Below are 18,267 nucleotides of genomic sequence, written 5' to 3'. Positions count from 1 at the left end.
AGAATGGACACTTCATGCGTCCCATTAGAAGGGAATCCTCAGAGATTACTTGCTTCTTCCTTCCAACAAAATGAATATCATTCCTATTCAAATTGGATTTACCTTATTTATTATTAATTTAATAGTCCAAATATGATGGTATGAAAAAATTAATCCTGCTACAACTGTGTCTGGTCAATTACCTCTTTTCATGTGGCCCCACTGCAATAGATAAGGTAACAGCTACCTCCTACGCTTTAGAAATAGTGGATTCAGTACAGGTGGATTTTCTAGGAAACCTGCAACTTTATGCCGTTCATTCTACAAAGGATTTGTTCCTTTTCCATGAATTCCAGCAAAATCAATTCATCCTCACGGATAAAAACGGGGAGGTTCTTTCCACCTTCGATCAACCGGGCGATGCCCCCAGCTCCTATGGCAATACCGCTTGTTCCGCTACTTTTGTAGGAGACAGTATTGTTGTCATGGGGAGACAAAAGCTGGTGATATATAACCTTGATTTTGATTATATTAAAAGTCATCAAAAACCCTATGAAGGTCAAGGTATGACTTACTCCGGCTACGACCATTTGCATAAGGCCAATATAGCCGATAAAATAAATTTAGTTGCCTTTACCGGAGGGGCCCAACATCCAGTCGCAACAAATCAGGAGGCCTATTACAACCATTTCAACACCTTTGACCTTATCAGCCTTGATTCAGGGGGCTTCCTACCCATTACTCCCCTGCATCCCAAAAGCAGGTACAAACAGGGTAAGGCTTTTAATTTTATCAGGCCAATGTTTCAGGTAAATGAAGACAAGATTCATTTTGTTTTTGCCACAGACACCTTATTTCATTCCCATGACCTGAGCAAACCGGTAAATGGATTAACCGCGGAAGGTATCCCATTTGATGATTTTATCCTTAATCCGGGATACCCATTTGGGGGAAGTGAAGATTATGACACCCCAAAACCTAGGAAAGGTGTAGTAGAAAGCTATTTTAAGGTGGATGAGAAAGACCTGATCCTTTACCGGTCTGGCCTGTCTCTTGATGTAATTTTTGCCAACAGAACGGCTACTCAGGAGGAAGCCAACAAAATTAACGCCCGGTTGAACCCCCTAAAGTTTCTGGTGAGAGAAGCTGAAGGGATATACAGCGAAGTTGGCCTCTGTCCCACCAATTTTACACCTACGCATGTGGATGGTAAAAATCGATTGTGGACGCGACAGCATGTTGAGCTTTTGGATCAGGAGCCTGAATTCTATACCATCTATCAGGTAGCATTGGTCCCGCAGTAGAAGTCATTGCTGGAAATAGCGAAAAAAACAAAACCCCCAACTCTGGAAGGAATTGGGGGCTTGGTATTTTTCGTTTTCCGTAGGTTTCCACGGTTATTGTTCTTCAGAAAATAAAATAGGAGTGAAATCAATTACTCACTGCTATCGGCTTGACTTCGACTGTTAGAGAATCTATCATATTGACTTCATATCCAAGGTTGACCTCTATTAGACTTGCTTCCTCCATGAATTTGGTCGCCCCTTCTTTGCTCACCTGTGTGTTCCAGGCATACAAACGTCTTAGGCTCGGTAATTTAGACAGGTGATCAAGTCCAGTATCCGTAATTTTAGTACCATAAAGGTTTAGGGATTCTAAATAATTCAATCCTGCCAAATGGACCAAGCCTGCATCAGTGACCGATGTCTTTTCAGCTCTTAAACGGGTAAGGTTCTTGAATTTCCCTACCGCTTCCAATCCTGCATCAGACAATTGGGTATCTTTAACATCTAACCATGTAATCTGATCAGGAAAATCGGTAGCCAATCGCTCAAGTAAGGCATCTACCGAATCCTTTCGATACAAAGTCACCTGAAGCCAGTTGTCTTCATTTGAAAGCCGCTTGATGGCAATGCCTTCATTCACATAAGCATTTAATTTTTCTTCGTCAAAAGGACTGGTACCTTCTGCAAGTAGTATCTCTACAGCCGTTTTATTGGCATTGGGGTCAGATAAAGTAAGCAATACGGTTTTCACTTCCTCATCTGCCTGAAGTTCAGCGACTTTTTTATCAAAAGAGGCGCCTTCATTGATCCACCATTCAAGCAAAAGCACCTGGTCATCAGTCAATTGAGACTTTCCTTTGGGCGGCATATGGTCGTCATGATTTTCCTCCAAATGAACCCTTTTGATCATCTCACTTTCAGCAGCACTTCCAGGCTCGAATATGGCACCATTTTCCCCACCTTTCAAAAGCGCTTCCTTAGTGTGCATTTGTAAGTCTCCCTTCTTTTTGCTGGCATTGTGGCAGGAATTGCAACGCTGCTCCATGATGGGATGAATGATATCTACGTATACAACTGCTTCATCCAGGTTCTCTATCAATTTCGGTCCCTTGGCTTCAATAGGTATACCCGCCAACTTTTTCATGGTATCAGGCATGTACTGGGTAAGGAAGGTAGAGCCATGTGTTAGCGATCCGCCATAGTGCCCCGCTCCCGCCAGGAGCAACATCATTATAGAGAGTGTACCTATATAAGCCCTCTTGATTTGGAGGGTAGGTTTTTTCTCTCTTTTGAAGTGCAAGCCCCAGGCTCCAAAAGCAAAAAGCACCAATAATATTCCTGACCATTTGTGAATAAACAGCAGGTCTTCCCCATAATCTCCAGCCTGGGCCAACATCAAACCAAGTATGGCTGTTACCAATGCAGATAGGGCTCCAAGGGCTAAAACAAACCCTATAGCTGGTTTAAGGTAGGAAAACTGATCCCTCCGGGACAGCAATTCCATAAGAAATCCCAAGGCTAAAAACCCGATAGGTAAGTGTAAAAACAGGGGGTGAAACCTGCCAAAGAAAATGATAATGTCTGATCCTTGCTCCATTTAACTTATGCGATAACTTTACTAACTACTTTACCGGACACGTCCGTCAATCTAAAATCTCTTCCCTGTGCAAAATAGGTAAATTTTTCATGATCCATACCCATTAAATGCATAATTGTTGCCTGCAAATCATGCACATGCACTTTATCTTTGATGCCATAATAACCTATTTCATCGGTTTCTCCTAAGGTAAAACCACCTTTTACGCCACCGCCAGCCATCCACACAGGAAAAGCTTCCGTATGGTGATCTCTGCCCTTATATGGCCATTCTTTTCCCCCTCTATTCTCTTGCATGGGCGTACGCCCAAACTCTCCACCCCAAACTACCAGGGTATCATCCAACAAGCCCCTTTGTTTCAAGTCCTTGACCAAAGCGGTCATGGCTTTGTCTATAGGCTTACATTTTATTGGCAAGCCAGTGTCCAGCGCTTCCCTTTCTGCTACACCGTGCATGTCCCAGCCCCAATCGAACAACTGAACAAAACGGACGCCCTTTTCTACAAGTCTTCTGGCCAGCAGACAATTATTGGCGAAGGAAGTTTTACCTGGTTCGGTCCCATACATTTCATGAATGTAATCAGGTTCATCATTGATGTCCATCACTTCAGGCACAGAAGTTTGCATGCGGTAAGCCATTTCATATTGAGAGATTCTGGTCAGGGTTTCCGGATCTCCAAATTCCTTGTATTCATTCTCATTGATATTATTGATAGCATCTATGGTTTGTTTGCGAAGGCTTCCATTTATACCTGATGGATTGGAAACAAATAGCACGGGATCGCCTTCAGACCGACATTGCACGCCCTGATAAACAGAAGGTAAAAACCCACTTCCCCAGACAGATTTCCCTGCATCAGGGGTATTCCCACCTGAAACCAAAACCATAAATCCGGGTAAATCTTCATTTTCAGAACCTAAGCCATAGGTCACCCAACTTCCCATACTTGGGCGGCCAAGCCGTGGTGAACCTGTCTGCAAAAGCAATTGTGCCGGAGCATGGTTAAATTGGTCCGTATGCATGGTTTTAATCAAAGTCACATCATCTACAACGGACGAAAAATGAGGCAAATTGTCTGAAATCACCATGCCTGAATTTCCTCTTGGGGAAAAAGCGGCTTGTGGCCCCAACATTTTTGGAACGCCCTGAATGAAGGCAAACTTCTTTCCCTCCAAAAGCGACTGCGGGCAATCTTTTCCATCTAATTTTGCCAATTCCGGTTTGTAATCAAAAAGCTCCAATTGAGAAGGAGCTCCTGCCATGTGCAGGTAAATGATCCTCTTGGCGCTGGGAGCAAAATGTGGTACTTGTTCACGAATATAGGATTCCAGGTCTGGTCCCGAAGGTACTGAGGTTTTTCTGTCGCAACCCAATAGGCCTCCCAAAGCTATGCCCCCTAAGCCAGTTGTGCATTGCTTGATAAAATGCCTTCTGGTCCGGCTTTGCATTTCCCTGTATTGGTATTCATTGGTTAAATCGATCCTTCTACTCATGATTTCATCAGAAATTCGTCCAAATTCATTATTATATTGGCCATTACTGTGTATACAGCAAGCGCCTTATCCTCTTCTCCGGTTAGTTTACAAATTTCTTCCGGGCTATTTTCAAAATAGGTCATAGTTTGCTGGTAAATGTTTTGCAGGGCCGCCAGTTTTTCTTCACTTATACCTTTTATCATCGCCATACTATAAAGTAGTGAAAGCCGCTCTTCCTCATCGCTATTCGAAGAAAGGAGGACTTCCCTACCCAAAGCAACGGCAGCATCGAGATAAACCGGATCATTTAGCGTAACCAAGGCCTGAAGCGGTGTATTGGTCGCTATCCTCTTGGGCAGACAAAACTCCCTACTTGGCGCATCAAAGGAAATAATGGATGGATAAGGACTGGTCCGGCGCCAGAAAGTATACAATGCCCTTCTGTATTTTTCACTGCCCTTACTTGTCTCCCATTTTGTACCACTGTAAACGACCTGCCATATACCATCTGGCTGTTCAGGCATTACGCTTTTGCCTAACATTTTCTCACTTAATAAACCAGAAACTGCCAAAGACTGATCTCTCACCTGCTCTGCACTTAACCTAATTCTAGGGCCTCTTGCCAGCCATTCATTCAAAGCATCCTTTTCTCTACTCTCCTTAGTAAAGTGTGAGGACTGCCTGTAAGTAGCAGACATAACAATCTCTTTTATTAATTTTTTAAGATCCCATTCAAAATCATCCCGGAACTTTATCGCCAACCAATCAAGTAGCTCTGGATGTGTGGGGGCGAAACCTTGGGAGCCAAAATCCTCCAGAGATGAAACAATCCCTCTACCGAAAAATTGTTCCCAAATCCTGTTAACCATCACACGAGAAGTAAGCGGGTTCTTTTCATCAAACAACCATTTGGCCAGCCCCATTCGGTTTTCTTCATACTCATTAAATGAGTTCCAAATCTCCGGTACTCCTACATTTACTTCTTCCCCTGGCACCATCCAACTTCCCTTCTCAAAGACCCTTGACACCCTATGTTGATTTTCTGGTAAATCAACCATTACAGGAGTAGCTTCCATTTCATTTTCGGAATTAAATAGCGCATACATGGCCTCCTCTATCTCTGGGAATTTTTTATCTTCCTCGCCTGGTAGTGCATGATGAAGCATCAACCATTCAAAGGTGCTCGTCTGTTCAATATCTGCTTTTCCCTCCCATACCATATAAAGGTCATGCTTTCCCTTTACTGGTTTTATAGGCAAGGAGATGACCTCGTTGAGGTAATAGGTAACATCCTTTTTTTCTTCCTCATCATACTCTATTTTAAACTTGGCCTTCACTTTCCATTCGGCAATTTGTCGCCCATCGATACTGTCCAGGTGAAACGAAATCTTACCCTCGCTTCCATTTGTTCTTGCCTTAAATACCAACCTATCTTCCCCTTCAAATGGTAAGTCTTTTGTAAAGGAGTAAACTTCCTGATCCACCTTAAATGTAGCTGTTCCTCTTATAGGAAGGCCTTTGTCCATTTGGTAAAAATAATGCGCATATAATTTGGGAACGCCCAATCTCAGCAATCGATCATAATATTGGCCATTTCTTGCATCTGTACCATGCTCATTGGCCCAGTTCTTTATTAATGTTAGCTTTTCTATGTCCTCTTCCTCTTTATAGGAGACAAGTACTGGCGCTTCGCTGGGAACGTCCGCATCCGCTGTTTGATTAAAAAATGCCAGACTTCGGTAAAAGTCTTCATGCCTGATCGGATCATAGGGATGGCTGTGACACTGTACACATTCCATCGTGGTACCTTGCAAAACCGTCCATGTGGTATTGACTCTGTCTAGTACTGCTGCCACCCGAAATTCCTCATTGTCAGTACCTCCTTCATCATTGTTCATCGTATTGCGGTGAAAAGCTGTCGCAATAAAATCCTGATCTGTAGCGGCTGGCTTCAGGTCCCCTGCCAATTGTGTAATTACAAACTGGTCATAGGGAATATTTTCATTGAATGCATTGATCAACCAGTCTCTGTATTTCCAGATTTCTCTGGCCCTGTCTGCTTCATATCCTTTCGAATCAGCATACCTTGCCAAGTCCATCCACATGGCAGCCCAGCGCTCACCATAAGCGGGCGAAGCCAATAAGCTGTCCACTACTTTTTCGTAAGCCTTATTAGAATTGTCATTGATGAAATTCTGCATTTCCGTTATCGTCGGAGGTAAACCAGTAAGGTCAAGGCTAAGTCTCCGGAGTAGGGATTGCTTGTCCGAGGATGGATTTGGGCTAAGCTGCTTTTCTTCTAATTTGGCCTGGACAAAACGATCTATATCATTTTTGACCCATGCATTATCTGTTTCAGGTACAGTTTGTTTTTCAGGCGCTTTATAGGCCCAATGATCATCCCACTGTGCTCCTTGATTGATCCAACGGGAAAACAAGGCTATTTCTTCATCAGAAAGCGGCGTGGATTCTAATGGCATGCGGTACTCCGGGTTTTTATGAGAAATCCTTTGGATCAACTCACTTTTCCTGACATTTCCTGGAACAATGGCCCTTTTTCCGGATTCATTGGCCTCCAATGCTTCTTCCTCAAACAATAAACTGAAACCTCCTGAACGCTTCACGCCTCCGTGACAAGCAATACATTTATTGTTGATGATGGGCCTAATATCATGATTGAAATCAACCCTTTCCCCAAGCAACACCTGGGGCAAAAACTTATGTTTATTCTCCAAAGGAATTACCCAAACTATCCACCATAATAACCCTAAAATAAAAGTGGATGATACAATGTAAACTAATGCTTTTTTTCGGCCGATCATACTCATGTTTTGCCCAATCAATCTAATCACGAAACAAAGTAATTAAAAACACCCTTAATTCAAATATAAGATTTCATGAAAGGCCAAATACTAAGACATTTGTGATAAAAAAAAGGTAAGCGCCGAACACTTACCTTTATTAAAAAGAAGGATAAAAAAATCACCAACTAGTCTTCCAACACCTTTGCTTTTAACCCAGCTAGATGTTCGTTAATATTGTCTTTCATGGTTTCCCAAACCTTTTCATTGTTACTTTTATCTCCTAAGGAGGTGTTTTTTTCAGTCATTATGGCGGGAATTACCTTTTCACCAATCGTCCCAAATTGGTTGTGACGTAACTCATGGCGCTCGCAAGCAATGCAGATGAACAACAGCAATAAAACATCTGGTAGAAACAGTAATTTACTTTTCATTTCAATAATTGGATAGTGGGTTCTTAGTCCTTACGATAGCTTTTTATTCTTTGTCCTGAAAAAGTGAAAAAATTTCGTTTTATTATTCTGGCTTTGCCTAATGGCTTGAGTTATAATAAAATCGAAACCTGTTGGCTTAGGACGGACTTTGGGCAGAAGAAGTTATTGGTATCCCCTGCAAGGAGGGACTGCCACAGCCTTTCCCGCCTCTACTGCCCCTAACAAGGTTTTGGATTAACGATTCATCTGCTTTAAAATGATCTTACACGAATTAAGGTTAATAATAACTTCAGTCCCTTAACCCTAACAAGAACACGGGTTATTTTATATTCTAAATATTTCCTTTAGTAAATGCCTATAAGGCTTGTCATTGCCAAGACATAAACACTTAGAGTAAAAAGCAATAAAAGAGGTAAATCATCCATTTTTTCAAGCACCCTATATCTAATTAGAATTCGAATTAAGTGAAAAGGTTAGAATATAATTCGGTTAAATTTTTAAAGTGAGCAATTATTATGTTGTAAATTAGTTTTCCCCACGCAACCAATCATTATCGTTTGTTGTATAGACGGATACAAACTCAGCAAATGTGGATAAATACCTGACAAAAGAACTTTTAAATGGAATTTCCAGTGGTGACCGGAAGAGTCAGGAGTTGTTGTACAAACAATTTTACAGTTATGGAATGAGTATTTGCCTGCGCTATACTGCTAATAGGCAGGAAAGTTTGGAAATCCTTCATGATGCTTACCTGAATGTATTTCAATACATCGACCGCTACGATCCCCATAGACCTTTTACACTTTGGTTTAGAAGAATATTGATCAATGGTGCCATAAATTATTACAAAAAAAACCTTAACCACTCCCAAAATATTGGTTTAGAAAATATTTCGGAAATCCCGGATCAGGGAAACAACGCATCAAATGAGGTAAAATACAATGAAATAATCCTAATCATACAAGCACTACCTATAAGGTACAGAACGGTATTCAACCTTTATGCCATTGAAGGCTACGACCACCAGGAAATTTCCGATTTATTGGGCATATCTGTAGGAACGTCAAAGTCAAACCTCCATAGAGCAAGACTCAAGTTGAGGACCATGTTAACAAGTAGAAATCATGAAGAAGCAAGTATCAAAAATGAATGATAAAGAGCTGGATGATTTCTTTAAAAAATTATCCTCTAAACCAGACATCCCTTATGTTCCTCAAGATTGGGACAAGTTTGAAAAAATATTGGCCAAAAATAAGGGAGGTCATCCTTTGAATGGAGCCAAATGGATCCTATTGGGATCTCTTGCTTTGGTAGGATTTCTTGTAGTGGTTTGGATGATGGTTTCCAATAACCAAATTCAGCCATTGGTTGGGAGTAATTCCCAAATTAAAGCTTCTTTATTTCAGACGGAACCAGATGTTTTTCAAAACAATAAAGTTAAAACCTCGGATGTACCTATTTATTCATTTGAAATATCTAAGGAAAATGAGGATCCGGATGGAAGCAGAGGTTCTACAAAATTTAGTCAAACCAAAACTAACCTTCCATTAACCAATGCAACTGAAAAAATTGAAAAACATCAATTCCCTACTTTTAGTTGGAATACTGGTTCAAAGTGGGAAGTTTTTGAGGAATACAATCGCCTAATCACATGGGATAAAGATTCCAGAATTCAAGGTAATTCCGTGGATCAGGTGCAGGATAAATCCGAGCTTGTTCGTAAAAATAAAATCGCCCTTTTGCTAATGGCTTCACCTGATTTTAGCGCTGTACAATTTAATCATATTCCATCTTCAGGAAGAAACTTTGGTGCTAGTCTGGAATATTTTCTTGGCGAAAGTTGGAGCATTTCCTTAGGTGTGATCCATGATCTGAAAACCTATCGTCAGGGTGAAGGGTATTGGGAAGGATATAATAAAGCCCATAAGTCTTTGGTAGGAGACTGTTGGATGATAGAAGTACCCTTGAATTTCAGGTATTATCCGATAAAAAGATTGAAACACAATTGGTTTATCAGCACAGGTATGTCTTCCTATTTCATGTTGAAAGAAAAATATTCTTTGTTATATGAATATAAAAATGGGAAACCTTATTCGGAGGATATTGAGATTAACGGAAATAACCAACATGTTTTTGGAATATGGAATTTCGGGTTTGGTTATGAGCAAAAATTAAGCGAAAAATTTGCTATTCAGGCCGAACCCTATTTTCGGCTGCCCTTGGTGGGAATTGGACAAGGAAACCTGGACTTAAAAAGTATGGGGATTTTCTTTGGTATAAAATATTATCCATCCAATCACTTTAACAAATTTTAGAAAGCATGAAAACGATCAAATCAACAATTAAAATCTTTTTGTTGTTGGGCCTTTTCACAGGTGCCTGTGAAAAGGAAAGTGAAAGTCCTGAAAAAACCCAACCAAACTATATACCCTTTAACTATGAAACCATCACTTTCACCAAAAAAGGTGAAACAAACACCCTGAATCGAATTGAGTTGAAGGGAACGGAAATGGAGAATTCCACTCCTGTCCATATACAAACCAATGCAGCTACCGATGGCGGAGGCATGTCTATTAGAGTAAATGATGTGACAAGGAAAACAGAGATAAGTGGAACCCTAGTTACCCAAATGATCGACGGTGCGGCCATAGATTATGGAGCGCTACTTAATCTTGATGGCCATCTAAGTACTCCCTCTATTTCAATATTAAATTCACAGGGAAATAATGGTAATAACAACCAGACAATCAATAATATTCATGCCAAATCCAACAACAACTATGACTATTAAAAATTATTTATTTGCAGCAATATCGGTATTCCTTTTATTCATTTCTTTCTCCTGCTCAAATGAAAATGAAGACGATATATTACCGAAAGAGGAACGATGCGAAGAGCAGGCAGCTACGCTATCTGGTGATATCATTCCAATTATCAGCCAAAACTGTGCTTTATCAGGCTGTCATGCATCAGGGTCAGGCCGGGTAGATTTTTCTGTTGAAGAAAATATAATCTCACAGGCGAATCGGATTAGAGATTTTACACAAAGTGGTTTTATGCCTCCCAAAGCATCTGGTAAACAACTTAGTGATATAGAAAAAGAACTCATTTACTGCTGGGTAGATCAAGGCGCTCTGGACAATTAAAATAATATGAAAAAATTCCTACTTATCAGCATTTGTATGTTTTCCCTTGCCTATTTACACGCGCAAGGCTATAAAACAACAGAAGGAAAAGTCACCTTTTTCAGTAGTGCTCCGGTGGAAGACATCAAGGCTGAAAACCAAACTGTTTCAGGGTTATTTGATGCTCAAACTGGTAGTCTTGCTTTTTTGGTACCTATCAGTGGTTTCCGTTTTCCGAAAGCCTTGATGCAAGAGCATTTTAATGAGAAATTCATGGAATCTCATAAATTCCCTGAGGCCACATTTGAAGGGAAACTCGTCGGATTTAACACTTCGAAAGCAGGGACTCAAATTGTCCAAGCCAAAGGAAAATTAACGATTCATGGGCTTACAGTTAATGCCAATATCTCTGGCAACATGGAATTTCAAGAAGATGAAGTCCTTATGGAAGCAGTTTTCCCCGTAAAATTGGTAGATCACGCAATTCAGATACCCAAAGTTCTCTTTTATAATATTGCAGAAGAAATAGAGGTAACTGTCAACTTTGTTTTAAAGAAAATAGAAAAACAATGAAAAAATTCCTCATCCTATTTAGCCTCTTTTTCCCATTCATTATAACTGTTCAGGCTCAGGAAAACCTATTGGATCAACTCAAGAAAGAGAATGATACCGAATGGACACCCCTTTTATCCACTTTTAAAGCCGTCAGGTTGATCAATGGCCACACAGTAGAAACCCGAAAAAAGGGAAATCTGGAATTCTTGATTTCCCATCGTTTCGGAAGGATCAACACTGGTGCTTATGAATTTTTCGGCATGGATGAGGCAAACATGAGGTTAGGTTTGGATTATTCCATTCAGGATTGGTTAACCATGGGGGCGGGGAGAAGTTCTTTCAAAAAAATTTATGATGGATTTGCCAAAATCAGCATTTTCCAACAACAGCAGAATAAATCCAAAATGCCGATATCTGTCGTCTGGGTCTCGAACACAGCTATCAATACCCTAAAACGTCCGGAATTGCCCATGAATACCCAACGAAGGTTAAGTTTCTCTCATCAAATATTGTTGGCCCGCAAAGTGAATCACAAAGCATCAGTTCAACTGATGCCAACCTATATCCATAGAAACTTAGTAAAGGAGAGAGAAGAAAACAATGACTTATTTACTTTAGGAGCAGGATTAAGTTATAAAATCACTAAAAGTATGCACCTAACTATGGAATATTATCATCGCTTAGCCGACCAGAACCAGGATTATTCAAACCCTCTTTCTTTGGGTGTAGATATAGAGACCGGGGGTCACGTTTTTCAGCTACATATAACAAATGCTCAGGAAATGACTGAAACTGGTTTTATTCCTTCAACTACGGGAGATATTTTCAATGGAGATATTCATTTCGGTTTTAATATCACCCGTAATTTCCAATTGAAATCCCATTAAGACATTCATGAATTTATTTAAGCATGGGATGCGCTCTTTTACAGAACTGGATAGCCAGTCCCCAAGGGTCTCTCATCATCAATAATCTGGTACCGTCTTCCAAGGTATCGTCACTCACCAATACAGCTCCTGCTTTTTGCAATCTATCTTTTTCTTCTTCCGGATTTTCAGATACAAATGCCAAGTGCACCATTAAGGGATTTAAATTGGCATAATCTAATATTTCAGCATCGGGATTATTGTACAATTCAATCATTGTTTTCCCACTATTGTCCGCTAAAAAGGTCATATAGGGAGAGGTAGTCATTTTCTTTACCACCTTCATACCCAAATGTTCCTCATACCAATCTGAAACGGCCAAGGGATGTTTTACATTAAAAGCGATGTGTTCAATTTTCATGTGTCTTTATTTTTCTATAAAATGAATTGTTAACAACTTATTTGTGCTTATACAAAAAACCCCTCCATGGATCGTTAAATCTTTATGGAGGGGAAAAATAAAAATAATCTTTAATGATTCTTTAAGTGTTATTTATAAATCAGCGCAACTTTTGTTCGATTTTTGAATCGCTACTTAAAATACAAATGTAGAGAAATGTCTGATGGAAACTTGAAAACTTGTTTTCCAAGAAGATAGCGACCTGAAAATTAGCACACCACCTCATATTTTTTAAATATATAATATATTTCACATATTTAACCATAAATTACAAAAAAATCAAATTTTCCCTGATAGAAATACGTTTTTCGTCTCCAACCTGCCTCTCGAATAGGGGCTGAAGGAATGGCTAAATTCAAACCTTTAGAGATGGATTCATCAACTCATATATTATCTAACGAAGTGAAATCGACACATTTCGCTCCCTTTTTAATGCCTTTCAGCTTTTAAAAGAAAAGCAATTGAATAATATTGATGCATACAAATACTTGGCAGAAAGAAGACCGCCTTCCTTTTGGCTTTGGATGACAATAATATTAAATTGCTTCAGTAAATGTTCCCCAAGGATAAGGGGCTAATAATTCTAAATTTTCTTTAAACTCGAACACCAATGAAAAAAAAACTGAAGTGGGGGGTACTTAGTACTGCCAAAATCGCCAGGGAAAAGGTCATTCCTGCAATGGCCAATAGTGATTTGTATGAGATTTATGGCATCGCTTCCAGAGACTTGGACCGAGCTAAAGAAACCGCAAAAAGCCTGGGAATTCCCAAAGCTTATGGCTCCTATGATGAACTTATCAAAGATCCTGAAATAGACGTTATTTATAACCCACTGCCAAATGACATGCATGTACCATATACTCTCAAGTGTATCGAGGCAGGGAAGCACGTACTCTGTGAGAAACCTTTTGCATTGAATAATGAGGAAATCGATGGGCTAATTACCGCTAGGGACAAATTTAATGTAAAAGTAGGTGAAGCCTTTATGGTCGCTTCAAACCCACAGTGGTTGAAAGCCAGAGAACTGGTAAGAAGTGGTTATTTAGGTAAGATAAAAGCGGTTCAAGGTTTTTTCAGTTATTTTAATGACAACAAAGACAATATCAGAAATATCGAAGAAATGGGAGGCGGAGGCGTTTGGGACATTGGCTGCTATCCTGTATTTACCTCTAGGTTTGTTCTAGATAAAGAGCCTGGCAGACTGGTCTCAATGCTGGAATTTGACCCTCAGTTCCGTACCGATAAATTAGGCTCTGTTTTGCTAGATTTTCATGAAATTCAAATGACATTCACCATTAGCACACAGCTGACAGCTTATCAGCGGATGCTGTTTTTTGGTGAGAAAAAAATATTGGAAGTCAGGATTCCATTCAATGCGCCTTCTGATCAACCCAATGAAATTTATATTCATGAGGGTGACTTCTCCAAAGCCTATGTTGAAAAAATTGTCCTTCCTGTTAGCAATCAATATACCCAGCAGGCAATAGATTTTTCCAATGCGGTTCTTGAAGACAAAGAGGTCCCTGTTTCTTTGGAAAATACCAAGGCCAACACAAAGGTGCTACAAGCCATTTTCCAATCTTCCAGCAGCGAAAAATGGGTGAATATTAATTGATTATCAATCCATACTAAAACCCTTCCTATAGCTAAATGGGCTACAAAAAGTAGACTGGTCATTGCCTTAACCAGTCTACTTTTTGTGGCTTTTTTTTGATTTTAGGCGAAAACTATTTTATTAATAGAGATAATCGCTTCAAAATTGATTAATTCGGATGCTATTGGAAATTCTGATTTGATCTTCGCAACCACGGAATGGATTGAACTAAAGTTCGAAAAAGCTTCCCAAAAAGTGAAAACTTAAAAAATTAATTCCTTTAGTTAAAGGAATAAAATTCAGAAACAATTACGCCCCTGCTTTGTGAAAAACAGAGGCGTAATAAAAATTTGATTGGACACCTTAGCTTCTTAAATAATCAAGCAGGGGTTCCATTTATAGTTCTAATTATTCATTGACTTTAGTAGACTCAGTAACAATGCGCTTTTCACTGCTCAGGTAACTTCCTACTGCGGAGATTCCAAGAACAATAAATAGCAACAAATCTAGACGCATTCCAAAATACATGTTAGGAATTAATCCTCCCAAAGACATTAAGAATATGGCCAGTCCACCTAAAGACAAGTAAATCATTACAGGTGAAATTTTCCTATCGCTCAAAATCCCCAATAGAATCATTGGCCCCATAATACCAGTACCTGCAAAACTCACCCTTGCAAGCAATACCAACTGATCGAAAACGATGATTGAGAAGATAAAAGCAATGGTTGAGAAAATGAATATCCCAATTTTTGTTCGCTTCATAATCAGGTTCTCTGCACCTGTAAGTAATCCTCTTAATTCTGATCCCATTGCAAAAATCATCGCATTGGTAGTGGATAACCCGGCGGCAATCAATCCTATAATGGCAAGGGCCGCAACAGCCTCATGTTGGTCATTTAAGAATGCCATAGCAAAGAATTCTTCACTGCTGTACTCACCATAAAGATCAGCGCCATACATACCAATGAATATTGTAGGAAGGATCACCAGGATAGCAAATGCTCCCAATGACACTGCCATCAATTTCATGGTCTTCATACTCTTCATCACCACAATCCTGGTAGTAAATTGAGGTTGGGTGACAGGAATCATCAAAATGGCGATAAGTGAAGCAAGTAGAAACTGGGGAGTTAGCAATCCTTTTGGTCCTGGTGTAGAAAGCAATTCTTCTTTTACCGAACCTACTTTTTCAAACATTTGTCCTATGCCACCAAAGTGATCAAGGCAAGCCCATCCGATGATCCAAATCACAGCTAGCAAAAGCACGCCTTGAATAGCATCACTAAAGATAATTGCCTTTAGTCCTCCAATTTCACTATAGGTCAACATGATAAGTACAATACCTAAAGACCAACCCCAGGCTGGCAATGATTGTGGAAATGCTGCGTCAAGGAAAATGGCAATCCCTTGGATTTGAATCCCTACATAGGGAATCAAAAACAAAAAGGCACTTAGAAAGAAGGTATACCCCGCCAATTTATTTTCATAACAGCGAGAGATTAGCCCGGAAACTCCTCTAAACTCCATTCCTCTGACCTTTTTACGGATTTCATAGCCAAACCAGAGTAAAACAAACACCATTGCACCATCTGAAACTGCCAGAAAGATCCATGCGCCTATTCCGTTGATCCTGAAGAAATCAGGCATTCCCAAAAATGTAAATGTACTAAAAAGTGCTGCAGCAAAAGTCAGCACCCCCAAAGACAGGCCAATATTTCCGCCTGCCATCATAAACTCCTCAGAAGATCTCCCTTTCTTATATGACTTGAGAGAAGCAAAAACCAGAAGGCCTGCGTATATCAGACCGAAAACCCATACCCAGAAAATCATAAGTCTTCCTCCTCATTTTGCAAGCCCGGATGTACCCTGGTACCTATAAAAGTAAGGGTAACCAATAGCACTGTAATAATAAAACTTGTCCAAAGGCTATAAGGAACTCCTCCCAGCATAGGCTTAGATACTCCTTGCGGAATCACCAAAGGAGTATAAGTTAGGATGCATAAGAAAATGGCTGCGAAGCAGCAAATTCTCCAATATAATTTCTTTTTTTCCATTTGAATTGGGTTTAATCTTTTAATTGACAATATACAATTGTTGATTGATTCTGCGCAATTATTTATTTAAAAGGCCAAATGGCCGGAGAAACTCCGACCATTCGGTAAAATCTTAAAGTCTGGGAAGCGTCAAACCACCATCCACCATAATCACCTGACCAGTGGAATAAGGAAAATCGCCTTTTGCTAAAGCAGTAACCGCTAAACCTACATCTTCTGGCAAGCCCCATCGTGGTTGGACCATAAGGCCTTCACCGATTAATTTGTCATATTTTTCTTTAACACCTGAGGTCATGTCTGTTGCAATTACTCCTGGTCTGACTTCAAATACAGGAATATTGAATTCTCCAAGTCTAACGGCAAACAATTGTGTAGCCATACTCATTCCAGCTTTGGCAATACAATACTCTCCTCGGTTTACGGAGGCTACTGTTGCTGAAATTGAGGAAACATTAATAATTGAGCCTGCAAAATCTTCTGCTTTACTCTTCTGTTCAATCATCCAATTTGCCGCCAATTGAGACAAGAAATAAGCTGAGTTTAGGTTGGTTTTCAACACATAGTCAAAACTCTCCTCGGTTGCATCCAGTATATCTTTTCTTTCCTTAGGTGCTACACCTGCATTATTGACCAAAACATTCAATCGACCATAGTGAGATTTGATCTTGTCCATAATCCCCTGTCTTTCTTCAGCACTGCCAACATCTCCCCGGCAATAAAGCACATCTGCTCCCAAGGCTTTCAATTCCTCAAGGCTGGATTGGGTGTCCTCTTCCTTACGCATGCCATTGATGGCCAAGTCAAAATTTTGACTGGCCAGGCATTTTGCTATTCCTAATCCTATTCCTCGGGATCCCCCAGTGACTAAGGCTACTCTTTTCATGGGTTTATCTGTTTATAGTTCAGGGATATCCAACCAGGTTCTTTTCTCCCAGCTTTCCAATCCTTTTTCGGCCAATTGAACACCTTTGGCTCCTTCTTTCATGTCCCAAGGGAAAGGTGAATCGGTTACAATGTGTTTTAAGAACATCTCCCACTGAACTTTAAAGGCATTGTCCATTGGTTCTTGTTCAGGCACTTTAGCCCATCCTTCATAAAATTCAATCGGTTGAGCGATATCAGGATTCCATACAGGTTTAGGTGTATTACCATAATGCTGAATATAACACTCTCTAAGACCAGCTACTGCTGAACCTTTGGTACCATCCACCTGGATTGTAAGTAGGTCATCTCTTCTCACCCTTACGGTCCATGATGAATTGAACTGGGCAATTACTCCTCCTTCTAATTCAAAGGTAGCATAGGCAGCATCATCTGCAGTACACTTATAAGGCTTGCCTTGCTCATCTACACGTTCCTTAATATGCGTGGCTCCTAAACAAGATACGGCTTTCACTTTGCCAAAAATATTGTCCAAAACGTATCTCCAATGGCACAACATATCCACAATGATACCACCATCATCTTCTTTACGGTAGTTCCAGGATGGTCTTTGACCAGGCACAGAATGTCCTTCAAAAACCCAATAACCAAATTCTCCTCTTACAGAAAGAATCTCGCCAAAGAAACCATTTTCAATTAACCTTTGTAGCTTTCTTAATCCTGGCAACCACAATTTATCCTGTACAACACCATTTTTTACGCCTGCTTTTTGACAGATTTCATGCAATTCTAAAGCCGTTGCTGTATCTACAGCCACAGGTTTTTCACAATAAATATGTTTACCGGCTTTTACGGCTTGCTTTACTGCATCGGCTCTTCTGCCAGTGGTTTGGGCATCAAAGTAAACGCTGTATTGGTCATCATTCATGACACTGTCCAAATCAGTAGTGTATTTGGACACCCCAGAACGCTTGCACAAAGCCTTCAATTTTGCCTCATTTCTACCTACCAAAATTGGGTCAGGCATGATGATGTCACCATTGTCAAGCTTTACACCACCTTGTTTGATAATTTCTGCGATGCTGCGCATCAAATGTTGATTGGTACCCATCCTTCCGGTGACACCATTCATGATAATTCCTACTTTGTGTTCCAT

Annotated in this window: 17 protein-coding genes; 8 read left to right on the top strand and 9 right to left on the bottom strand. The window is 40.1% G+C overall.

Annotated elements, in window-relative coordinates:
- The first annotated feature begins 140 nt into the window (after window positions 1-140).
- The gene (locus tag AC0L7T_RS11165; RefSeq protein WP_473342715.1) at window positions 141-1,283 is read left to right on the top strand and encodes a hypothetical protein; all 1,143 of its coding nucleotides are present in this window, start codon (window positions 141-143) and stop codon (window positions 1,281-1,283) included.
- A 127-nt stretch (window positions 1,284-1,410) separates the two neighbouring features.
- On the opposite strand, the gene AC0L7T_RS11160 is transcribed toward AC0L7T_RS11165, so the two are convergent.
- The 4 genes from AC0L7T_RS11160 to AC0L7T_RS11145 form a co-directional block, all read right to left on the bottom strand.
- Window positions 1,411-2,862, bottom strand: a complete 1,452-nt coding sequence (locus tag AC0L7T_RS11160; RefSeq protein ID WP_473342714.1) for a c-type cytochrome domain-containing protein — start codon at window positions 2,860-2,862, stop codon at window positions 1,411-1,413.
- 5 nt (window positions 2,863-2,867) lie between these two features.
- A complete protein-coding gene (locus tag AC0L7T_RS11155; protein WP_473342713.1) occupies window positions 2,868-4,355 on the bottom strand; it encodes a DUF1501 domain-containing protein in 1,488 nt (495 codons plus the stop codon).
- Window positions 4,352-7,189 carry a DUF1553 domain-containing protein gene (locus AC0L7T_RS11150; protein ID WP_473342712.1) on the bottom strand — a complete coding sequence of 946 codons (2,838 nt, stop codon included), beginning with the start codon at window positions 7,187-7,189 and terminating at the stop codon, window positions 4,352-4,354. Before AC0L7T_RS11150 ends, AC0L7T_RS11155 begins: the two co-directional genes overlap by 4 nt.
- Window positions 7,190-7,326: 137 nt before the next feature.
- Entirely contained in the window at window positions 7,327-7,572 is a 246-nt protein-coding gene (locus AC0L7T_RS11145) for a hypothetical protein (protein ID WP_473342711.1), read from the bottom strand.
- 589 nt (window positions 7,573-8,161) lie between these two features.
- Here AC0L7T_RS11145 and AC0L7T_RS11140 point away from each other — a divergent pair.
- Genes AC0L7T_RS11140 through AC0L7T_RS11115 form a run of 6 tightly spaced genes read left to right on the top strand, consistent with a single transcriptional unit; the run spans window position 8,162 to window position 12,139 of the window.
- Complete coding sequence (locus AC0L7T_RS11140) at window positions 8,162-8,725, top strand: RNA polymerase sigma factor (RefSeq protein ID WP_473342710.1); 564 nt, start codon at window positions 8,162-8,164, stop codon at window positions 8,723-8,725.
- Window positions 8,697-9,887 carry a porin family protein gene (locus AC0L7T_RS11135; protein WP_473342709.1) on the top strand — a complete coding sequence of 397 codons (1,191 nt, stop codon included), beginning with the start codon at window positions 8,697-8,699 and terminating at the stop codon, window positions 9,885-9,887. Before AC0L7T_RS11140 ends, AC0L7T_RS11135 begins: the two co-directional genes overlap by 29 nt.
- Window positions 9,888-9,892: 5 nt before the next feature.
- A complete protein-coding gene (locus AC0L7T_RS11130) occupies window positions 9,893-10,363 on the top strand; it encodes a hypothetical protein (protein WP_473342708.1) in 471 nt (156 codons plus the stop codon).
- A complete protein-coding gene (locus AC0L7T_RS11125) occupies window positions 10,353-10,718 on the top strand; it encodes a 2-polyprenyl-6-methoxyphenol hydroxylase (RefSeq protein ID WP_473342707.1) in 366 nt (121 codons plus the stop codon). The genes AC0L7T_RS11130 and AC0L7T_RS11125 overlap by 11 nt, the downstream gene beginning before the upstream one ends.
- Window positions 10,719-10,724: 6 nt before the next feature.
- Window positions 10,725-11,270, top strand: a complete 546-nt coding sequence (locus AC0L7T_RS11120) for a YceI family protein (protein ID WP_473342706.1) — start codon at window positions 10,725-10,727, stop codon at window positions 11,268-11,270.
- A complete protein-coding gene (locus tag AC0L7T_RS11115; protein ID WP_473342705.1) occupies window positions 11,267-12,139 on the top strand; it encodes a DUF5777 family beta-barrel protein in 873 nt (290 codons plus the stop codon). The genes AC0L7T_RS11120 and AC0L7T_RS11115 overlap by 4 nt, the downstream gene beginning before the upstream one ends.
- 13 nt (window positions 12,140-12,152) lie before the next feature.
- Here AC0L7T_RS11115 and AC0L7T_RS11110 read toward each other — a convergent pair whose 3' ends face one another.
- Window positions 12,153-12,539 carry a VOC family protein gene (locus AC0L7T_RS11110; RefSeq protein ID WP_473342704.1) on the bottom strand — a complete coding sequence of 129 codons (387 nt, stop codon included), beginning with the start codon at window positions 12,537-12,539 and terminating at the stop codon, window positions 12,153-12,155.
- A gap of 649 nt (window positions 12,540-13,188) precedes the next feature.
- Here AC0L7T_RS11110 and AC0L7T_RS11105 point away from each other — a divergent pair.
- Window positions 13,189-14,193 carry a Gfo/Idh/MocA family protein gene (locus AC0L7T_RS11105; protein ID WP_473342703.1) on the top strand — a complete coding sequence of 335 codons (1,005 nt, stop codon included), beginning with the start codon at window positions 13,189-13,191 and terminating at the stop codon, window positions 14,191-14,193.
- Window positions 14,194-14,580: 387 nt separating this feature from the next.
- Here AC0L7T_RS11105 and AC0L7T_RS11100 read toward each other — a convergent pair whose 3' ends face one another.
- The 4 genes from AC0L7T_RS11100 to AC0L7T_RS11085 all read right to left on the bottom strand — a co-directional run bounded on the left by AC0L7T_RS11100 (window position 14,581) and on the right by AC0L7T_RS11085 (window position 18,267).
- Window positions 14,581-16,005 carry a sodium:solute symporter family protein gene (locus AC0L7T_RS11100; RefSeq protein ID WP_473342702.1) on the bottom strand — a complete coding sequence of 475 codons (1,425 nt, stop codon included), beginning with the start codon at window positions 16,003-16,005 and terminating at the stop codon, window positions 14,581-14,583.
- Complete coding sequence (locus AC0L7T_RS11095; RefSeq protein ID WP_473342701.1) at window positions 16,002-16,229, bottom strand: hypothetical protein; 228 nt, start codon at window positions 16,227-16,229, stop codon at window positions 16,002-16,004. The genes AC0L7T_RS11100 and AC0L7T_RS11095 overlap by 4 nt, the downstream gene beginning before the upstream one ends.
- Window positions 16,230-16,341: 112 nt before the next feature.
- Complete coding sequence (locus AC0L7T_RS11090; RefSeq protein ID WP_473342700.1) at window positions 16,342-17,112, bottom strand: 3-ketoacyl-ACP reductase; 771 nt, start codon at window positions 17,110-17,112, stop codon at window positions 16,342-16,344.
- Between the two features lie 12 nt (window positions 17,113-17,124).
- Complete coding sequence (locus tag AC0L7T_RS11085; RefSeq protein WP_473342699.1) at window positions 17,125-18,267, bottom strand: Gfo/Idh/MocA family protein; 1,143 nt, start codon at window positions 18,265-18,267, stop codon at window positions 17,125-17,127.

The organism is Cyclobacterium sp. 10D3-21 (assembly GCF_055809755.1).
Note: the sequence above shows the minus strand (reverse complement) of the source record. Positions and strands in the feature narration are given on the sequence as shown.